We start from the raw sequence: 18,390 nt of genomic DNA on the forward strand, positions 1-18,390 counted from the left end.
CGTAGCGGGCAAGGACAGTTTGAGTGCGGACAGCGCGCAGGCCCCGGAGCGTACACGCAGTACGTGAGGAGGCCGAGCACTGCCCAAGGTCAAAATGTCGCAGCCCGGTAGCCGAGCATTATTCCCCCGGGAACAGGAACGGGTTGATGCTGCTGCGGGCAAAGCCTTCATCTTCCATTTTGGCGTCGAGCACCAGCGTGGCCAGATCGTCGGCAACCGCCTCAACCTGCGGGTCTTTTTCCTGATATAAAATCTTCAGGTAAGTGCCGCAGTCACCGCAGCTTTCCGCTTTCACCGCCGCCAGTTCGCTATCCAGCGACCAGTAGTTGAGGTCACGCGTCTGCTCGCAGTTGCTGCATTTGATTCGCACTACGTGCCATTCGCTTTCGCACAGGTTGCAGTGCAAATAACGCAGGCCACTGACGGTGCCGATATGCACCACGCTGGAAACCGGAATACTGCCGCACACCGGGCAAAATTGGCGATGCTCGCCATATTCGGCGCGTGCCTTGCCGGGGATTTGCCCGGCCATCTGCGCCCAGTAGAGCGACAGCGCAGCCCAGATAAACGGCGCTTTCTCGCTGCCAATCTTGCCGAAATCCTGGTTAAGCAAGGCGTCTGCCAGCAACTCCAGCTCGTGCGACGAGGCCTTTTCCAGGTTATCCAGCACCGCCAGAATGTGTTCCGGCGCCTGCGGGCGCAACTCGGCAATCAGCGAAGCCAGCAGTTTGTGCCAGTGGTCACTGCGCGGAAAAACGCTCAGATCCAGCGGGGGTTTGCCGCTGGCTGCGCCCTGCTGCAACGCTTCGGTCAGATCCAACGTCAGCGGGTTATCGTGCAGCGCGTGATGCTGCGCCTCGGCCAGTTGGGCGGCGAAGTTCAGGTAGTCGCCCAGCGGGTTGTCGGTCGCCAGCTTGCGCAGGCGTTCAGCGCGGCGGCTGTAAAGGCTTTTCAGATTCGCGAAAAGTAACGGCGGGATGGTTTCCGCCGTTGTGGACTTCTCACGCTGTGCCCCTAACTGCTCTTTAGGAACAATGCGGATGCTCATCAGGGTTTGTCTTCCTGTTGTTTCTCGCGGACCTCTCGGTACCAACGCGGGTGATGTTTTTTAGCCCAGGCCGCCGGTACCCAGCCTTCCACCATCGCGGTAATGGTGCCTTTTACCCACAACGCGGCGTAAATATGCACCATAATCACAATGATAAGCCCCACCGCCGCCAGCGAATGCACCAGCAACGCGATACGGATCAGCGGTATCGGAAATGACGGCGCAAAGTACGGCCGCCAGATCACCACACCGCTGGCCAGCAACAGCACCAGACTAATGATTGCCGCCCAGAATACGCACTTCTGACCGAAATTATAACGCCCGGTGTCACCCACTTCCTCGTTCATGACGATTTTTTGGATGTTTTTGGCCCAGACGATGTCTTCGCGGTTGATCAGGTTATGCTTCCAGTAGCGCAGGAACATCAGCAGGAAGGCCGCAAACATAATCACCCCAACGAAGGGGTGCAGAATACGCGCCAACTGCGGCGTGCCGAGAATGTTCATCAACCAGTTGAAGGAGGGGAAAAAGAACCCCAACCCGCTGATGGCGGCGAACACAAAGCAGAACGCCACAATCCAGTGGTTAATCCGCTCCGGCGCGCTGTAGCGCTGAATACGCTTTTCCTTCTTCATTTGCGCGTCTCCTCATCGTGCAGCTCGTCGTTGTCTTCCTCTTCGACGCGGTTAGGACCGACGCCGACATAGTGGAACACGCTCGCTGCAAAGGTGGCGGCAAAGCCGATGGCCGCCAGGGGTTTCCACACGCCTTTCCAGAACGTGATTGCCGGGCTGATGGTCGGGTTATCCGGCAAACCGTGATACAGCTGCGGCTTGTCGGCATGGTGCAGTACATACATCACGTGAGTGCCGCCCACGCCCGCCGGATCGTACAAACCGGCGTTCTGATAACCACGGGTGTTCAGCTCGCTGACCCGCTCGGCGGCGATCTCCTTCATCGCGTCCTTGGTGCCGAAATGGATGGCACCGGTCGGACAGGTCTTCACACAGGCCGGTTCCTGGCCGACATCAACCCGATCGACGCACAGGGTACACTTGTACACCCGGTTGTCGTCCTTGTTCATGCGCGGCACATCGAACGGGCAACCGGCGATGCAGTAACCGCAGCCGATGCAGTGTTCGGACTGGAAATCGACGATGCCGTTGGCGTACTGGATGATGGCCCCTTCCGATGGGCAGGCCTTCAGGCAGCCCGGATCGGCGCAGTGCATGCAGCCATCCTTGCGGATCAGCCACTCCAGCTTGCCGTTTTCCTCCACCTCGGAAAAGCGCATCACCGTCCACGACTTGGCGGTCAGATCGGCGGGGTTATCGTACACCCCGACGTTGCTGCCGATTTCATCGCGGATGTCGTTCCATTCGGAACAGGCCACCTGACAAGCCTTGCAGCCGATACAGGTGGTGACATCGATCAGTTTGGCCACTTCCTCCTGGTGGTCACGGGCGCGCGGCGCCGGCGTGAAACCATTGGTGGCGGATTTACGAATGATGTCCTGAGATTGCATTGCCATAATTCGTCTCCGTTACACCTTTTCCACGTTGACCAGGAACGCCTTGAACTCTGGCGTTTGCGTATTGGCATCACCGACAAACGGCGTCAGCGTGTTGGCAATAAAGCCTTTCTTCGCCACCCCTTCGTAACCCCAGTGGATCGGGATACCTATGGTGTCGACGTCCTGGCCGTGCACCTGCAGGGTACGAATACGCTTGGTCACCACCGCCTTGGCCTTGATAAAGCCGCGGTTGGAACTGACCTTCACCGTATCGCCATGCTGAATGCCTTTTTTCGCCGCCAGCTTCTCGCCAATCTCCACAAACTGCTCCGGCTGTGCGATAGCGTTGAGTATCGCGTGCTTGGTCCAGTAGTGGAAATGCTCGGTCAACCGGTAAGTGGTCCCGACGTACGGGAACTTGTCGGAGGTGCCCATTGCCGCCAGATCGTCCTTGAACACCCTTGCCGCCGGGTTGGAAACCACGTTCGGGTGCAGCGGGTTGGTACCGAGCGGCGTTTCAAACGGCTCGTAGTGTTCCGGGAACGGCCCTTCGGCCATTTTATCGGTGGCAAACAGGCGGCCCATGCCTTCCGGCTGCATGATGAATGGCCCCACGTCACTGCCCGGTGCGGCGGCGCTGTAGTCCGGGATATCCACCCCGCCCCACTTGGTGCCGTCCCATTCCAGCAACTGACGTTTGGGATCCCAGGGCTTGCCCTGCGGATCGGCGGACGCACGGTTGTACAGAATGCGGCGGTTGAGCGGCCAGGCCCAGGCCCAACCCAGCGTATTGCCGAGGCCGGACGGATCGGCGTTATCGCGCCGCGCCATCTGGTTACCGGCCTGCGTCCAGCTACCGGCGAAGATCCAACAGCCGCTGGCCGTCGTGCCGTCGTCACGCAGGTGGGCAAAGGTGCTGAGTTGCTCACCTTTTTTCGCCAGCACTTTGCCGTCGGCGTCGAGAACATCTGCCAACGCCTTGCCGTTGCTTTCCATCGCCACTTCTTCAGAAGCCGGATTTTCCGGCGTCAGGTAATCCCAGGTCATGTTCAGCACCTGTTCAGGTACCGCACCGCCTTCACGCGCGTACATCTCACGCAAACGGATAAAGATACCCGCCAGGATTTCCCCGTCGTTCATCGCTTCACCCGGGGCATCCGCCCCCTTCCAGTGCCACTGCAACCAGCGCCCGGAGTTGACGATTGAACCGTTCTCTTCGGCAAAGCAGGTGGACGGCAGGCGGAACACTTCGGTCTGAATCTTCGACGGATCGACGTCGTTGAACTCGCCGTGGTTCTGCCAGAAGTTGGAGGTTTCGGTATTGAGCGGATCAATGGTCACCAGGAACTTCAGTTTTGACAGCGAGGCCACCACCTTGTTCTTGTTCGGGAACGACGCCACCGGGTTGAACCCCTGGCAGAAGTAACCGTTGACCTTGCCTTGTGACATCAGCTCGAAGTACTGCAGCACGTCGTAGCCTTTGTCCCACTTCGGCAGCCAGTCAAAGCCCCAGCCGTTTTCCTTCTGCGCCTTGTCGCCGTAGAAGCTCTTCATCATGCTGACGAAGAATTTCGGGTAGTTGCTCCAGTAGTTCACCTGGCCCGGCAGCAGCGCCTTCGGCGTATTGGCTTTCAGGTAGGTGTCGATATCGGTCTGTTTCTCCGACGGCAGCGTCATATAGCCCGGCAGGCTCTGCGACAGCAGGCCCAGGTCGGTCAGACCCTGAATATTGGAGTGGCCGCGCAGCGCGTTGACGCCGCCGCCCGCCATGCCCATGTTGCCGAGCAACAGCTGGATCATCGCCATGGTGCGGATGTTCTGCGAGCCGACCGAGTGCTGAGTCCAGCCCAGGGCATACAGGAACGACGCGGTTTTATCTGCCACGCAGGTTTCGGCGATGTATTCGCAGACCTTGATGAAGTCTTCGGTTGGCGTACCGCAAATGTTGTTCACCACCTCCGGCGTATAGCGGCTGACGTGCTGTTTCAGCAGGTTCCACACGCAACGCGGGTCCTGCAGTGTCAGATCGCGCTTGGCAAAGCCGTTTTCATCGAACTGATAGTTCCAGGTGGTTTTATCGTACTTGCGGTTTTCCGCGTCATAACCGCTGAACAGGCCGTCTTCAAAGGTAAAGTCTTCCCGCACCAGCAGGCTGGCGTTGGTGTAGGCGTGGACGTATTCGTGGTTAATCTTGTCGTTGGTCATCAGGTACAGCAACACGCCCGACAGGAAGGCAATGTCGGTCCCGGAACGGATCGGCGTGTAGAAATCCGCCACCGATGCGGTACGGGTAAAGCGCGGATCGATGACGATCAGCTTGGCTTTATTGTGTATTTTGGCTTCCATCGCCCAGCGGAACCCCACCGGATGCGCTTCCGCCGCATTACCGCCCATGACGATAATCAGATTCGCGTTCTTGATATCAACCCAGTGGTTGGTCATCGCACCGCGACCAAATGTTGGAGCAAGACTTGCTACCGTTGGTCCGTGTCAGACACGTGCTTGGTTGTCTACGGCAAGCATGCCGAGAGCGCGACTAAATTTTTGCGTTAAATAACCGGTTTCGTTACTGGAGGCGGAGGCACACAGCATGCCGGTGCTCAGCCAGCGGTTAACGGTCACGCCCTGTTCGTTGGTTTTAACGAAGTTGGCGTCACGGTCTTCCTTCATCAGCTTGGCGATGCGGGTGAAGGCGTCGTCCCAGCTCAGGCGCTGCCATTTATCGGAACCCGGCGCGCGGTACTCCGGTGACTTAAGACGGCTTTCACTATGGATGAAGTCGACCAAACCTGCGCCTTTCGGGCAAAGCGCGCCGCGGTTGACCGGGTGATCCGGGTCGCCTTCAATGTGGAAAATGCTTTCTTTGGCGTTTTTGGCGCCATCACCAAGGCTGTACATCAACAGCCCACAGCCGACGGAACAATACGTACAGGTATTACGGGTTTCACGGGCGCGCAGCAGTTTGTACTGCCGGGTTTCCGCTAACGCCACTTCCGGGGCAAAGCCCAGAGCAGCCACCGTCGTCCCTGCCATACCGCCAGCGCAGATCTTAAAGAACTGCCTTCTGCTGACCTGCATGGGGGTCTCCTTTCACTTGCGATTGTCACATTGTTTCAAATGGCGCTTTCCCCCTGGAAGCGGGAAGCGCTAAAATTACTGTTGTTTTTACGCGGCAATATTACCACAGCGTATATGTGGTTGTTACAAACAGGTGCCACTTAAGTGAACAATATAAACCCAGACCAACATATCAATGATATCAATGAGACCTTGCTCACAGGGGTAACCCGGTCTCAGGTATATCAACGCGGGCAACTCGCCACCGCACAGCAGGATTGGCTGGCGGAAGAAGTCCCGGTCGCACTGGTCTATAACGGCATTTCTCACGTGGTGATGATGTGCACCCCCAAAGATCTGGAGGCGTTCGCCCTGGGTTTTTCCCTCTCTGAAGGCATCATCGAGTCACCGCGCGATATCCACAGTATAGAGATTAACCAAACTTGTAACGGGCTGGAGGTGCAAATTGAGCTTTCCAGCCGTCGCTTTGCCGGTTTGAAAGAGCGCCGCCGTGCCATGGCGGGCCGCACCGGCTGCGGCGTGTGCGGTATCGAACAGTTGGCAGATATTTTTCGCCCGCTGCCTGCACTGCCGTTTACCCAGACCTTTTCCCTCACCAACCTCGACTGCGCGCTGGGGCAGCTCAAGCAGGTGCAGACCGTCGGCCAGTTGACCGGTTGCACCCACGCCGCCAGCTGGATTTCGCCGCAGGGGGAACTGCTGGGGGGCTGTGAAGACGTAGGCCGTCACGTGGCGCTCGACAAGCTGCTCGGCGTGCGCGCTAAACAAGACTGGCAACAGGGAGCAATCCTGGTTTCCAGCCGCGCCAGCTATGAAATGGTGCAAAAATCCGCCATGTGCGGCGTCGAGATCCTGTTTGTGGTTTCTGCCGCCACGTCACTGGCAGTGGAAATCGCCGAGCGCAGCAACCTGACGCTGGTCGGCTTCAGCAAACCCGGCCGTGCCACGGTGTTTACTCACCCGCAGCGCATTGTGGATTAACCAAAGACCACAATATAAGTAGGGCATTGATAATCATTTTCAATATCATTTAAATAACTATAATGATCCGACTGCTTACGCGGTGCTCACATAATGCGCCGCCCCTATACCCTTGGAGATGATGATTATGAGTTACTCACTGCCATCCCTGCCGTACGCCTACGACGCACTGGAACCGCATTTCGACAAGCAGACGATGGAAATCCATCACACCAAACATCACCAGACTTACGTTAACAACGCCAACACCGTACTGGAAGCTTACCCAGAACTGGCTAAATACAGCGTTGAAGACCTGATCCAGGATCTGGATAAAGTGCCTGCTGACAAGCGCACCTTCATGCGTAACAACGCCGGCGGCCACGCTAACCACAGCCTGTTCTGGAAAGGCCTGAAAATCGGCACCACTCTGGGTGGCGATCTGAAGGCTGCTATCGAACGTGATTTCGGCAGCGTTGAGAAATTCCAGGAAGAGTTCGAGAAAGCCGCAGCGACCCGCTTCGGTTCAGGTTGGGCCTGGCTGGTGCTGAAAGGCGACAAACTGGCTGTAGTGTCTACTGCTAACCAGGACAGCCCGCTGATGGGCGAAGCCGTTGCCGGCGCTTCAGGTTTCCCAATCGTGGGCCTGGACGTGTGGGAACATGCTTACTACCTGAAATATCAAAACAAACGTCCAGACTACATCAAGGCATTCTGGAACGTGGTTAACTGGGACGAAGCCGCAGCACGCTTCGCTGCGAAGAAGTAATTCGCCCCCAGAAATGAAGATACCCGCTTAGTGCGGGTATTTTTTTGACCAAAATTCGCTAAAGCTTGACCGTTTTTTGCCGATGGTTTGTTCAATTGACGTACGCCCAAAGGAAAGGAAAATCATTATGGCGGCATTGAAAACCTTGGCAGGAAAGTTCGTTCACCTCACCGTGGGTAAAAAGCTCGGCCTCGGATTTGGCCTGATGCTGTTACTGACGACGATCATCGCCGGTACCGGCGCTCATTACCTGAATATCATCGAATCCCGCGCCAACCGCATCGATTTCAGCAACCGGCTGAACGACGAGATCAACCAGGCCAAATACAACCGCGCGCTATTCGGCCAAACCTACAAACCGGAATACCTGAAAAATAACCGCATTAATATCGACAACGCGGTCAAGCTGATCAACCAGGGCCAGGCGCTGAACTGGGATGCGCAGAGCCGGAAAGATCTGCAGCGTTTGGTCGGGCTGATTGGCCAATACCAGCAACAGCAAAACGCCTTCGAAAAGGCAGTGGCGGCAAAAGATGCCGTACGCCAAAGCTGGAACATGTCGGAAGTGCAGGACAGCCTGAACCAGGTGGAGCGGCAAATCACCAATGCCGACCTGCAACTGGCCTTTATCCAGTTGAACCAAAAGCTGACCCTGGTGCGCTACGGTGCTCGTGGCCTGTTGCTGAGCCTGAGCGCGGAGTCCGAAGCCCCGCTGGTGGCGGCGATTGACGATGCACGCAGCGCGGCCAATGCGCTCAGTCGCCGGCTCAGCGATGCTCAACGCCCCTTGCTGCAACCCCTGCTGACCGCACTCGACGACTACAAAAACCGTATCGAAGCCTACCTGCCGGCCTATCAGCAGGAACAAGCGATCAGTCAGTTGCTGGGCAACAGCGCACAGGAAGTCGGCACGCTGGTTAACGCCTTTATGCAGGACGAACTGACGCAAACCCATAACGACATCAATTCGGCGCAGTTGCAGATGGGCATCACCACGCTGATCGCGATCATCGCCGGATTACTGGTTGCCTGGCGCATCACGCTGCAAATAACCCGACCGCTGCAAAGCACGCTGGCACTGGCGGAACGCATCGCCAGTGGCGATCTGCGTCAGGCGCAGACCAGTACCCGCCGCGATGAGCTGGGCCAGTTATTGAACGCGGTGGCGGCCATGAGCCAGAACCTGCGCGATATGATTGAAAAAATCCAGATGGGCGTCAGCCAGGTGTCCACCGCCGCCGCCGAGATTGCCGCCGGTAACACCGATTTGTCCTCACGCACCGAACAGCAGGCCGCCGCAGTGGAAGAAACGGCCGCCAGCATGGAGCAACTGACCGCCACGGTGAAGCAAAACGCCGAAAACGCCCATCATGCCAATCAGTTGGCTACCGACGCCTCGCAGACTGCCCAGCAGGGCGGCAAGCTGGTGGAAAGCGTGGTCAGCACCATGCGTGATATTTCCAGCAGTTCGCAGCGGATCGCTGAAATTACCACCTTGATCAACGGCATTGCCTTCCAGACCAACATTCTGGCGCTGAACGCGGCAGTGGAAGCTGCGCGCGCCGGCGAACAGGGCCGTGGCTTCTCTGTGGTCGCCAGCGAGGTGCGCAATCTGGCGCAGCGCAGTGCCCAGGCGGCAAAAGAGATCGAAGGGCTGATTGCCGAGTCGGTCAACCGGGTGCAGACCGGTACCACACTGGTGGAAAACACCGGCAACACCATGGAGCAAATCGTCCTGTCGGTCACCCACGTGCGCGACATCATGGCGGAAATCGCCGCGGCCTCCGACGAACAGACCCGCGGCATCGCCCAGATCGGCCAGGCGATTGTCGAAATGGACCACACCACCCAGCAGAACGCCGCACTGGTGGAAGAATCCGCCGCCGCCGCCGACTCGCTGGAAGAACAGGCAGAAATGCTGCTGCAGAGCGTCTCGGTATTCCGCCTGGCGGAGCATTCTGCGCCTGTCGCCGCGAAAGCCGCCGCAATCAAAACCCCGACCGGCAAACAACCGGCGCCCCAAACCGCCGAGCAAGACAACTGGACCACCTTCTGACCCTCTCCCGCCTGAAACCTCTCGGGCGGGTTATTGTTCCCCGCGGCCAACTCGGGCTATGCTGGGCCTTCGACGCGAGACAAGGAGGCGCACATGCATCACCCAGAGGTTTACATCGGCACTATCCAACCCTACGAAGGCGGACGGCCCAGCGGCATCGCCAAGCGCCTGGTGGACGGTGCCGTCAAGCTGACCCCGCTCGGCCTGGAAGGCGATGAACAGGCGGAGAAAAGTTATCACGGCGGGCCGGACCGCGCGCTGTGCCACTATCCTCGTGAGCATTATGTTCACTGGCGTGAACAGTTTCCGGCACAGGCCGAACAGTTCTGCGCGCCCGCTTTTGGCGAGAATATTTCTACCCTCGGGCTGACCGAACATAACGTATTTATGGGCGATATATTCCGCTGGGGCGAAGCGCTGATCCAGGTCACCCAGCCGCGCTCTCCCTGCTTCAAGCTTAACTACCATTTTGCTATCGACGATATCTCGGTGCTGATGCAGCAAAGTGGCCGCTGCGGCTGGCTGTACCGCGTGGTGTCCGCCGGCAAGGTCAGCGGCGATCGTCCGCTGGAATTGGTGACGCGCAACAGCGACGTCTCGGTCGCCGAGGCCATCGGCATCGCCTGGCATATGCCATTTGATGAAGAGCAGTATCGTCGTCTGTTGGCGGTGGCCGGGCTGTCTGCCAGCTGGAGCAAAACCATGCTGACGCGCATCAGCGAAGGCCGTCTCGAAGACTTTAATCGCCGCCTGCTGGGCCGCTGAATAAGACCGGTCGAGAATAAAAAATCCGGTGCAGGATGCGGCGTTAAGCATTTTTAGCGACCTATACTGTGATGCAACCCAACCGATATACCCTAAATAATTGGAGTTGCATAAAGGCGGCAAGAGCGCGCATCCCGAAGAGCTTACTGTCGTAAGTGATTCGGGTAAGTGAGCGCAGCCAACACAGAGGCAGCTTCAAGTATGACGGATATAACCTCTTTCAGGCAGGAGCAACGTTATGAACACCCCGTCTCATTCGATTCACCATGCCGCAGCCGAAGGCTACCAGGCCAATGCCGATCGTTACGTTAAAGGGCGTCCGGATTATCCGCCGGAGATAGCGACCTGGCTGCGCGACACCATCGGCCTGCACGCCGGTATGACGGTGATCGATCTCGGTGCCGGAACCGGCAAGTTCACCCCGCGCCTGCTGGAAACCGGTGCGCAGGTGATTGCCGTAGAACCCGTGGCCCAAATGCTGGAAAAGCTGTCGGCGGCGCTGCCGCAGGTGAAAACATTGGCGGGCACCGCGGAATCTATCCCATTGCCGGATGAGTCAGTCGACGCGGTGGTTTGCGCGCAGTCCTTCCACTGGTTTGCCACGCCGCAGGCTTTGGCCGAAATCCAGCGCATCCTCAAGCCCGGCGGCAAACTTGGCCTGGTGTGGAACATGCGCGATGCGCGCGTGAGTTGGGTGCGTAAGCTCAATCAGATTGTCGACCGTCACGAAGGCGACGCGCCGCGTTTCTATACCGGTGAATGGCGTAGACTTTTCCCGTCCAAAGGATTAGAACCGCTGCAGGAACAGGTGTTTATGCTCGGCCACCAGGGCGCGGTAGAAGATGTGATTTATAACCGGGTGCGTTCCACCAGCTTTATCGCCGCTTTGCCGCACGAGCAGCAAGAACAGGTGATTAATCAGATTCGGCAATTGGTGGCAGAGGAAGGGGAATTGCAGGGCAAAGAAACGGTAACCGTGCCCTATCAAACCAAGGCGTATTTCACCACCAAGCTATGAAAACCGGGCGCCACATACCCAAAATAATTGGAGTTGCATCACAACAAAGCCACGGCTTTGTTGAACAGCGCTTGCGCTGGCCCCAACGGGGCGAGGCTTTGCCGAGTAACGCGGCAAGAGCGAGAGTCCCCAGGAGCTGACTCAAGTCAGTGACTGGGGGGACAAATCTGCCGGGAGCAGATTTGAACGCTGCTTGCAGCGGCCCCGAAGGGGGGAGGCCCACGGATGGGCCGAATAACTGCGCAGCTAACACAGATGCAACTTCAAGTATGACGGGTACCGGTAATCAGAAGGCTTTCTTGGCGTAGCCGGTGACCACTTTCAGGCCCATTTCTCGGCCCAGTGCGGTCATCGGGTGCACCACGATCAGGCCGCGCACGTTTTTCTTCAACGTGCCCATATCCGCCTGTTCTTTCTTGGTGATTTCACGGCTGAACGGCAGTTGGCTCAGCTTTTGCGCTTCAGCGCTCAGCTTCTCAACGCGCACGCCTTTCAGGCGCTCGATCTCCGCTGCCATCTTCTCTTTTTCTTTGGTGTGCTGAGCAATCAGGTCAAGATTGCCCTGTTGGATAACCAGGGTGTCTTTGTGCTTGAGGGCGTCCAGCAGGTCGCTAAGGCGCTTAATCTCTGCCTTTTCTATTTCTTTCATGGTTTCTGGCCTGTTGTGCCGTTACGGCACGCTAATCAATGATGTCCACATTGTAGCAAAATGCGCGCGTGGTTACTCGTCTTGCGCAATACCCGGCGGCAAGCCGCTCATCTCGCAGGCTTTGGCACCGACGCGCGCCAGTGCCTGACTGTAACGGGCATTAAACGGGTAGCAGCAGGAAAGCCGCAACGCGTTACGATAGCGGCCACTGGGGGAATACAGCGTGCCGGGCGTCAGGCAAATTTGTTCCTCCAGCATCTGGTGGAACAACGCCACGCTGTCGACTCCGACCGGGAACTCCACCCAGAATACAAAACCGCCCGCGGGTTGTGTCGCCCGGGTACCGCGTGGGAAGTGACGCGCAATCAGCGCCCGCGCCTCGTCCACCTGAGCGGCGTAGCGTTTTCGCAGGTTGCGCAGATGGTGATCGTATCCACCGGTTTCCAGAAACATCGCCAGGGTTTCCGACAGCAACTGCGACTCGGACATCGACGACACCGCCTTCAGCTTGCGCAACGCCTCGTTAAAGCGGCCACCGCTGATCCATCCGATGCGGAAGTCCGGAGCCAGGGTCTTGGTAAAGCTGGAGCAGAACAGCACCCAACCGTCGCGGTCGAAAGATTTTACCGCCGGGGACAGCGCACCGCCGAATTGCAACTCGGCGTACAACCCATCTTCAATCAAGGGCACCTGGTGATCGTTCATCAGCCGCGCCAACCGTTTTTTCGCCGCCAGCGGCATGGTGCAGCCCAGCGGATTTTGCACCGTCGGCATGGCAATCACCGCATTCAGCCGCTTCTCATTGAGCAACAGTTCCAGCGCATCCAGCGACAGCCCGTGCTGCGGATCGGTAGGAATTTCCAGCGCCTTCAGCCCCAGGCTGGCCAGCAGCGGCAGCAGATAAAAATAGGTCGGTGATTCCAGGCCGATACAATCACCCGGTTTGGTGGTCACCCGCAGCGCCAGTTGCAGCGCCTCCATGCAGCCATGAGTCAGCGTGATATCGCCGGGCTCCAGCAGCATGCCCAGCGCCATCGAACGACGAGTGATTTGCTGTCGTAGCCGCAGGCTACCCGGCGGTAGTGCATATTGGCCGATCAAATTCGGCTGACGGCGTAACTGCGACGACAGCATCCGCCCCAACTTGCCGCCGGGATAAAAATCAGAAGTCTGCGGGCAGGCCAGCGAAAGATTGGTGAACGCCGGATTTTGCTGAGCGGCAAACACCGTGTCGATCAACGCCAGTACGTCATCCGCCGGTGGCTCTATCCGGCTGCTGGTCGGTGAAGCGGCCTTCAGCGCCGGTAAGGTGTTACACACATAAAAACCGGACTGTGGCCGTGCTTCTATCAACCCGCGATCTTCCAGCGTGCGGTAAGCCGCCACCACGGTATTGATACTGACGCTATGGCTCTGCGCGCAGCGGCGCACCGAAGGTAAACGGCTGCCGGGTAGCAGCGTGCCGCGGCGTATGGCTTCTGCCAGCGTATCCGCCAGCTGCTGGTAGCGCGTTTCCGGCATTTCATCGAGCAAGGTCACAGTTTGTCTCCAGGTAATGGGTACAGTTTGAATTTGATACAACTGTATCCATGACAATAGCGGGTTTCTGGTTCTGTCACCATCTGTCCGTAGGTTTTATGCTGGTTCCCTTGCTTCTCAGCTCTTGTAAGGAACCCGTTATGCTGGACTCCGCCTTTATCAGTTATGTCACAGTAATGTCGATCACCCCTGGCCCCAACAACCTGCTGCTGGCCTCATCCGGGGTCAATTTTGGTCTGCGTCGCACCTTGCCGATGGTGTTTGGCATTAGCGTCGGTTGTGCGGTGCAGCTGGCCTTGACCACCACCCTGCTGGCGCTGATCCTGAGTTCGGCCGCGATGATCCGCTTTCCGTTGGCGGTGATCGGTTGCACCTATCTGCTGTGGCTGTCATGGAAACTATTCAGGGCAGCCTCACCTGACGGCAAGCAGCAGGCGCAGCCGATGCGCTTAATCAGTGGCGCGCTGTTTCAGGCAGTGAATCCCAAAGCATGGCTGATGGCGATTAACGTCGCCATTCTGTTCACCCCGCGTGAAGGTGCCAGCCTTGGCCATACGCTGATGATCATTGCCGGTTTCACCGCCTTGAACATTCCTTGCGTACTGGTGTGGGCGATATTGGGCGATCGGCTGCGCGATGCGCTGCGCGTGACCTGGAAACTGCGGTTGTTTAACGGCGTCATGGCGGGCTTGATGGCAGCCACGGCACTGTGGCTGTTATTCGACGAGTGGCGCGCGGCCTTTGCTTAATTGCGGCCGAGCGGGGAAAGCCGGGACGGTTGTTTGGCACCGATACCGGCGATCAAATCCGTGACCGACAGTACCATTGTGGAACGTAGCACCTGCTGGTATCGCTGACGCTGCATGGCGATCAGCGATTCTTCCGCTTCGCCGGGCTGCAGGAAGGTCGGTACCGGTGGCAGTGCAGCCACGCAATGCAGTTCGCCGAACGGCCCGAGGATTTCATCATCGACAAAACGGTATTCCGCCCCGTCGTGGTTCAGTTCTTCGCGCATCGCCATCAGCAGTTCGGCGTCTTCGTATTCGTGACGTGAGATCACCCCCAGCCCATACATCAGCTTCAGGCGTACCGACAGCTCACCCAGCGGACCGGCCCCGGACAATAGCGGTTCGACGGCATACTTCACCGCATAGTCATCTTTGCGGAACACCTGCACCACCAGCACGTTCAGCGCTTCCGCCAGCAGCTCTACCGCCGCGATCAGAAAACTGCGCACCGTCTTGCCTGCGTTCAGCCGTTCCAGAACCTTATTTTCAAATGCCTGTGCTTCTTCCATCGTCGCTTTTCGAATGGCGTGGGAGGGGTGTGCTGTATCGGCCACTAATTTAATACCATAGGCGTTATTGTCGCAGCCAGTTTGCGGGCGGACAGCGCGCAGAACCCGCAGCGTACACGTAGTACGTGAGGCGTTCGAGCACTGCCCAACCGTAAAATGGCAAGTAAAATAGCCTATTGGCGCTGCATGGCGTTATACACAGCAATGGCCTGTTCTACAACCTCACTTTCCGCCGGCAGGCCGGAAATTTGCGCCAGCGCCGCTTTTGGCCCCAGTTTGGCCAGCAGTTCCACCAGCTCTTTGGCCTGCGGATCCTGCTCGCTGCGGTAGCTCATGGCGGCGGCAATACCCTGGATCAGATTGGCGTGCGGCAGAGCGTACTCCAGCGTGCCGAGCAGCGGCTTGATCAGGCGATCGCCGGCGCTCAGCTTGCGCAGCGGCTGACGGCCCACGCGCTCCACGTCGTCGTGCAGATAGGGGTTTTCAAAGCGGCTGAGGATTTTGTCTATGTAGGCGGCGTGCTTGGCGGCGTCAAAACCGTAGCGTTTGATCAGCACCGCACCGCTCTCTTCCATCGCGCCTTTCACCACCTGGCGGATCTTCGGGTCAAGAATGGCATCGCGAATGGTCAGCAGGCCGGCCTGTTGCCCAAGATAAGCGGTAATCGCATGGCCGGTATTGAGCGTGAACAACTTACGCTCAACAAACGCCATCAGGTTATCGGTCAGTTCCATGCCGGCAATCGCCGGTGGCTGCCCCTTGAACTGGGTTTGATCGACAATCCACTCGCTGAAGGTTTCTACCGTCACTTCCAGCGGATCGCTGCTGCCCGCTTCCGCAGGCGGTACAATGCGGTCAACCGCCGAATCAACGAAGCCGACATGCTGTAGGGCCCATGCCTGATCTTCCTGCGGCAGGACATCAAACACGTGCTGTTTTAACTGGCTGGTGCCACGCACCATGTTCTCGCAGGCGATGATGTTCAGCGGTTGGCTGTTGCCCTGCTGATGACGTTGGGTCAGCCCTTTGGCGATAGTCCCGGCAATCTTAGCCAGGATCTGCGGCCCCACGGCGGTGGTCACGATATCCGCTTCGGCGATCAACGCAACCGCCTCTTCACTGCCGCTGTTCACTGCGCTGACGTTGTTGACCTGTTCAACCCGAGCCTGTTCGCCGACCACGTGCACCTGATAACTTTTGCGGCTGTTCAGCAGGTCCAGCACCGTCTGGTTAACGTCGGCAAAGGTCAGTTCGGCCTGCGCGTCCGCCAGCAGCTTGCCGATAAAACCACGGCCAATATTTCCCGCACCGAAATGTAATGCTTTCATATTCCTACCTTTCTAATGTCGAAGGGTGCAGCAAGCTGCACCCCTTAAAATGGTTCTGTTATCCGCGTTTTTTGCCGCCCAGCAGATCCAGCACTTCCTGCACGCTGCTGGTATTCGCCAGCCGCTCGATGACGCCGTCGTCATCCAACGCGTTGGTCAGGCTGGTGATCACCTGGATATGTTCGTTATTGCGTGCGGCAATACCGATGACCAGCCGCGCCACCTCATCCTCTTCTTCACCGAAACGTACGCCCTGCGGGTATTGGCAGAACACCACGCCGGTGCGCAGTACCCGGTCTTTGGCTTCGATGGTGCCGTGCGGCACGGCGATCGACTCGCCCAGGTAGGTGGAGGTCAGCTTTTCGCGCTCCAGCATCGCAGGAACGTATTCCGGCTCGACGTAGCCGCCCTTGACCAGTTGCTCACCGGCAAAGCGGATCGCCTGCTCTTTGTCGCTGGCCTGCAGGTTAAGGAACACGTTGCTTTCGCTGAGGCGGAACAGGTTTTGCTCGGACGCTTCAAAGCTATCGTCCAACGTGCTGATGACTTTCTGTTGGTTATCGGTGGTTTTGTTGGCCGCCACCAGACGCTCGGTCAGATCGCTGTACAGCTTGCTGTCGAGGAAGTTGGTCAGCGAGATATGCTGGGCCTGTGGCGCATGACGCATCGCTCGTTCGGTCAGGTCGCGGTGAGTGATCACCAGATCCACATCGTCCGGCAGGCTGTTGATGGCGCTGTTGGTCACCGAGATATTTTTCAGCCCGGCATCTGCCACTTTTTTGCGCAGCACCCCGGCCCCCATCGCGCTGGAGCCCATACCGGCATCGCAGGCAACGATGATTTTACGTACCGTGGTCAGGTCGCCATCGACCGCTGCATGAGCCGCCGCGCCGCCTTTAGACTGCGACTTCATTTCTTGCATACGGCGAGTCGCATCGATCAGGTCGTCCTCTTCTTTCACTTTTGAGGTCTTCAGCAGGAAGCTGGCGACCACGAATGACACCACAAAGGCCGCACCGATAGCCGCCAGGTTGGCGAAATAAGCGCCCTTCGGCGTCATCGCCAGCACGGCCAGAATAGAACCCGGTGAAGCCGGAGAAACCAGACCACCGTTCAACAGGGTCAGGGTGAATACGCCGGTCATGCCACCCAGGATCACCGCCAACAACAGGCGTGGGTTCATCAGCACGTACGGGAAGTAGATTTCGTGGATACCACCGAAGAAGTGGATGATGGCGGCACCACCGGCAGACTGCTTGGCACTGCCGCGGCCAAAGAACATGTAGGCCATCAGCACGCCCATGCCCGGGCCTGGGTTGGCTTCGATCAGGAAGAAGATGGATTTGCCGGTTTCTGTTGCCTGCTGGATACCCAGCGGTGAGAAGATACCGTGGTTAATTGCGTTATTGAGGAACAGGATTTTCGCCGGTTCCACGAAGATTGACGCCAGCGGCAACAGGTTGTTGGTCACCATGATATTTACGCCGGTGGCCAGGATATGCGACAACCCTTCGACCAGCGGACCAATCGCCATAAACGACAAAATGGCCAGCAGCATACCGATAATGCCGGCGGAGAAGTTGTTCACCAACATCTCAAAACCGCTTTTGATCTTGCCGTCTACCCAGCGGTCAAAATGCTTGATCGCCCAGCCACCCAGCGGGCCGGCAATCATCGCACCGAGGAACATCGGCATGTCTGCACCGACAATCACGCCCATGGTCGTGATGGCACCGACCACACCGCCGCGATCGCCCCCCACCAGGCGACCACCGGTGAAACCGATCAGCAGCGGCAGCAGGTAAGTGATCATCGGGCCAACCAACTTGGCTAAGGTTTCGTTCGGCAGCCAGCCGGTAGGAATGAATAACGCGGTAATGATACCCCAGGCGATAAATGCGCCAATGTTGGGCATCACCATGTTGCTTAAGAAGCGGCCAAAGTTCTGAACTTTGACTTTGATGTCTGGTGAAAACATAAAACACACCCCTATTGTTACGCGCTGACAATAGAGCGCGTGATTATTGTTGTTACGATCCAGCTATGTTGTGGCTGTATGCGAAATGGACTCTATCACGCTGTTTTTACCGTGCGAACCTCACGGATTTTTTGTGATGCAGATCACCAACACCACCCCATCCAATGGGTATTTATAGTGATTTACATCACATTTTATCGGTGTAGAAAAAATACAACGCGCCAAATTCGCCCTAACATCCCGACATAATGAGATGCTGATCACATTTTTATATTGCGCGTTTGTTTTTAAATTGTGACATTGATCACAATCTATTTATTGATGGCTACCGAATCCTGGCCTGGGGGTGTTCTTCCCTGTGAGCATTCATCCCGTCGGGAAATAGCAGTGCG

Annotated in this window: 15 protein-coding genes; 6 read left to right on the top strand and 9 right to left on the bottom strand. The window is 57.6% G+C overall.

Annotated elements, in window-relative coordinates; translation table 11 throughout:
* Positions 1-118: 118 nt before the first annotated feature.
* The 4 genes from fdhE to fdnG are packed head-to-tail and all read right to left on the bottom strand — an operon-like array spanning position 119 to position 5,639.
* On the bottom strand, positions 119-1,048 hold the full coding sequence (gene fdhE, locus OCH02_RS21060) for a formate dehydrogenase accessory protein FdhE (protein ID WP_261432817.1): 930 nt from the start codon (positions 1,046-1,048) through the stop codon (positions 119-121).
* Complete coding sequence (gene fdoI, locus OCH02_RS21065) at positions 1,048-1,683, bottom strand: formate dehydrogenase cytochrome b556 subunit (RefSeq protein WP_012004559.1); 636 nt, start codon at positions 1,681-1,683, stop codon at positions 1,048-1,050. Before fdoI ends, fdhE begins: the two co-directional genes overlap by 1 nt.
* On the bottom strand, positions 1,680-2,579 hold the full coding sequence (fdxH, locus tag OCH02_RS21070) for a formate dehydrogenase subunit beta (RefSeq protein ID WP_017891177.1): 900 nt from the start codon (positions 2,577-2,579) through the stop codon (positions 1,680-1,682). The genes fdoI and fdxH overlap by 4 nt, the downstream gene beginning before the upstream one ends.
* Positions 2,580-2,591: 12 nt before the next feature.
* The gene (fdnG, locus tag OCH02_RS21075) at positions 2,592-5,639 is read right to left on the bottom strand and encodes a formate dehydrogenase-N subunit alpha (RefSeq protein WP_261432818.1); all 3,048 of its coding nucleotides are present in this window, start codon (positions 5,637-5,639) and stop codon (positions 2,592-2,594) included.
* A gap of 171 nt (positions 5,640-5,810) precedes the next feature.
* Between fdnG and fdhD the strand changes: the two genes are divergently transcribed.
* The 5 genes from fdhD (at position 5,811) to OCH02_RS21100 (ending at position 11,207) form a co-directional block, all read left to right on the top strand.
* Positions 5,811-6,620 (top strand): formate dehydrogenase accessory sulfurtransferase FdhD, encoded by an 810-nt coding sequence (fdhD, locus tag OCH02_RS21080; RefSeq protein WP_261432883.1) that lies wholly within the window; start codon positions 5,811-5,813, stop codon positions 6,618-6,620.
* Positions 6,621-6,747: 127 nt separating this feature from the next.
* Positions 6,748-7,368, top strand: a complete 621-nt coding sequence (gene sodA / locus OCH02_RS21085; RefSeq protein WP_261432819.1) for a superoxide dismutase [Mn] — start codon at positions 6,748-6,750, stop codon at positions 7,366-7,368.
* Positions 7,369-7,495: 127 nt separating this feature from the next.
* Positions 7,496-9,424 (top strand): methyl-accepting chemotaxis protein, encoded by a 1,929-nt coding sequence (locus OCH02_RS21090; protein WP_261432820.1) that lies wholly within the window; start codon positions 7,496-7,498, stop codon positions 9,422-9,424.
* Between the two features lie 93 nt (positions 9,425-9,517).
* Entirely contained in the window at positions 9,518-10,189 is a 672-nt protein-coding gene (yiiM, locus tag OCH02_RS21095; RefSeq protein ID WP_261432821.1) for a 6-hydroxyaminopurine reductase, read from the top strand.
* A 238-nt stretch (positions 10,190-10,427) separates the two neighbouring features.
* Positions 10,428-11,207 (top strand): class I SAM-dependent methyltransferase, encoded by a 780-nt coding sequence (locus OCH02_RS21100; protein WP_261432822.1) that lies wholly within the window; start codon positions 10,428-10,430, stop codon positions 11,205-11,207.
* Positions 11,208-11,493: 286 nt separating this feature from the next.
* Here the strand turns inward: OCH02_RS21100 and OCH02_RS21105 are convergent, their stop codons facing one another.
* Positions 11,494-11,856, bottom strand: coding sequence for a YibL family ribosome-associated protein (locus OCH02_RS21105; protein WP_099062263.1), 363 nt, complete (start codon positions 11,854-11,856; stop codon positions 11,494-11,496).
* A gap of 72 nt (positions 11,857-11,928) precedes the next feature.
* Entirely contained in the window at positions 11,929-13,395 is a 1,467-nt protein-coding gene (locus tag OCH02_RS21110; protein WP_112363454.1) for a PLP-dependent aminotransferase family protein, read from the bottom strand.
* Between the two features lie 140 nt (positions 13,396-13,535).
* Here OCH02_RS21110 and OCH02_RS21115 point away from each other — a divergent pair, with 140 nt between their 5' ends.
* The gene (locus tag OCH02_RS21115) at positions 13,536-14,144 is read left to right on the top strand and encodes a LysE family translocator (RefSeq protein WP_012004548.1); all 609 of its coding nucleotides are present in this window, start codon (positions 13,536-13,538) and stop codon (positions 14,142-14,144) included.
* Here the strand turns inward: OCH02_RS21115 and OCH02_RS21120 are convergent.
* The 3 genes from OCH02_RS21120 to OCH02_RS21130 form a co-directional block, all read right to left on the bottom strand.
* Positions 14,141-14,692, bottom strand: a complete 552-nt coding sequence (locus OCH02_RS21120; protein WP_012004547.1) for an MltR family transcriptional regulator — start codon at positions 14,690-14,692, stop codon at positions 14,141-14,143. The two genes, OCH02_RS21115 and OCH02_RS21120, sit on opposite strands and share 4 nt — an antisense overlap.
* 173 nt (positions 14,693-14,865) lie before the next feature.
* Positions 14,866-16,020, bottom strand: a complete 1,155-nt coding sequence (locus OCH02_RS21125) for a mannitol-1-phosphate 5-dehydrogenase (RefSeq protein WP_261432823.1) — start codon at positions 16,018-16,020, stop codon at positions 14,866-14,868.
* Positions 16,021-16,078: 58 nt separating this feature from the next.
* Positions 16,079-17,998 carry a PTS mannitol transporter subunit IICBA gene (locus OCH02_RS21130; protein ID WP_261432825.1) on the bottom strand — a complete coding sequence of 640 codons (1,920 nt, stop codon included), beginning with the start codon at positions 17,996-17,998 and terminating at the stop codon, positions 16,079-16,081.
* Positions 17,999-18,390 lie beyond the last annotated feature (392 nt).

Source organism: Serratia quinivorans, assembly GCF_946227985.1.
GTDB classification, from domain to species: domain Bacteria; phylum Pseudomonadota; class Gammaproteobacteria; order Enterobacterales; family Enterobacteriaceae; genus Serratia; species Serratia quinivorans_A.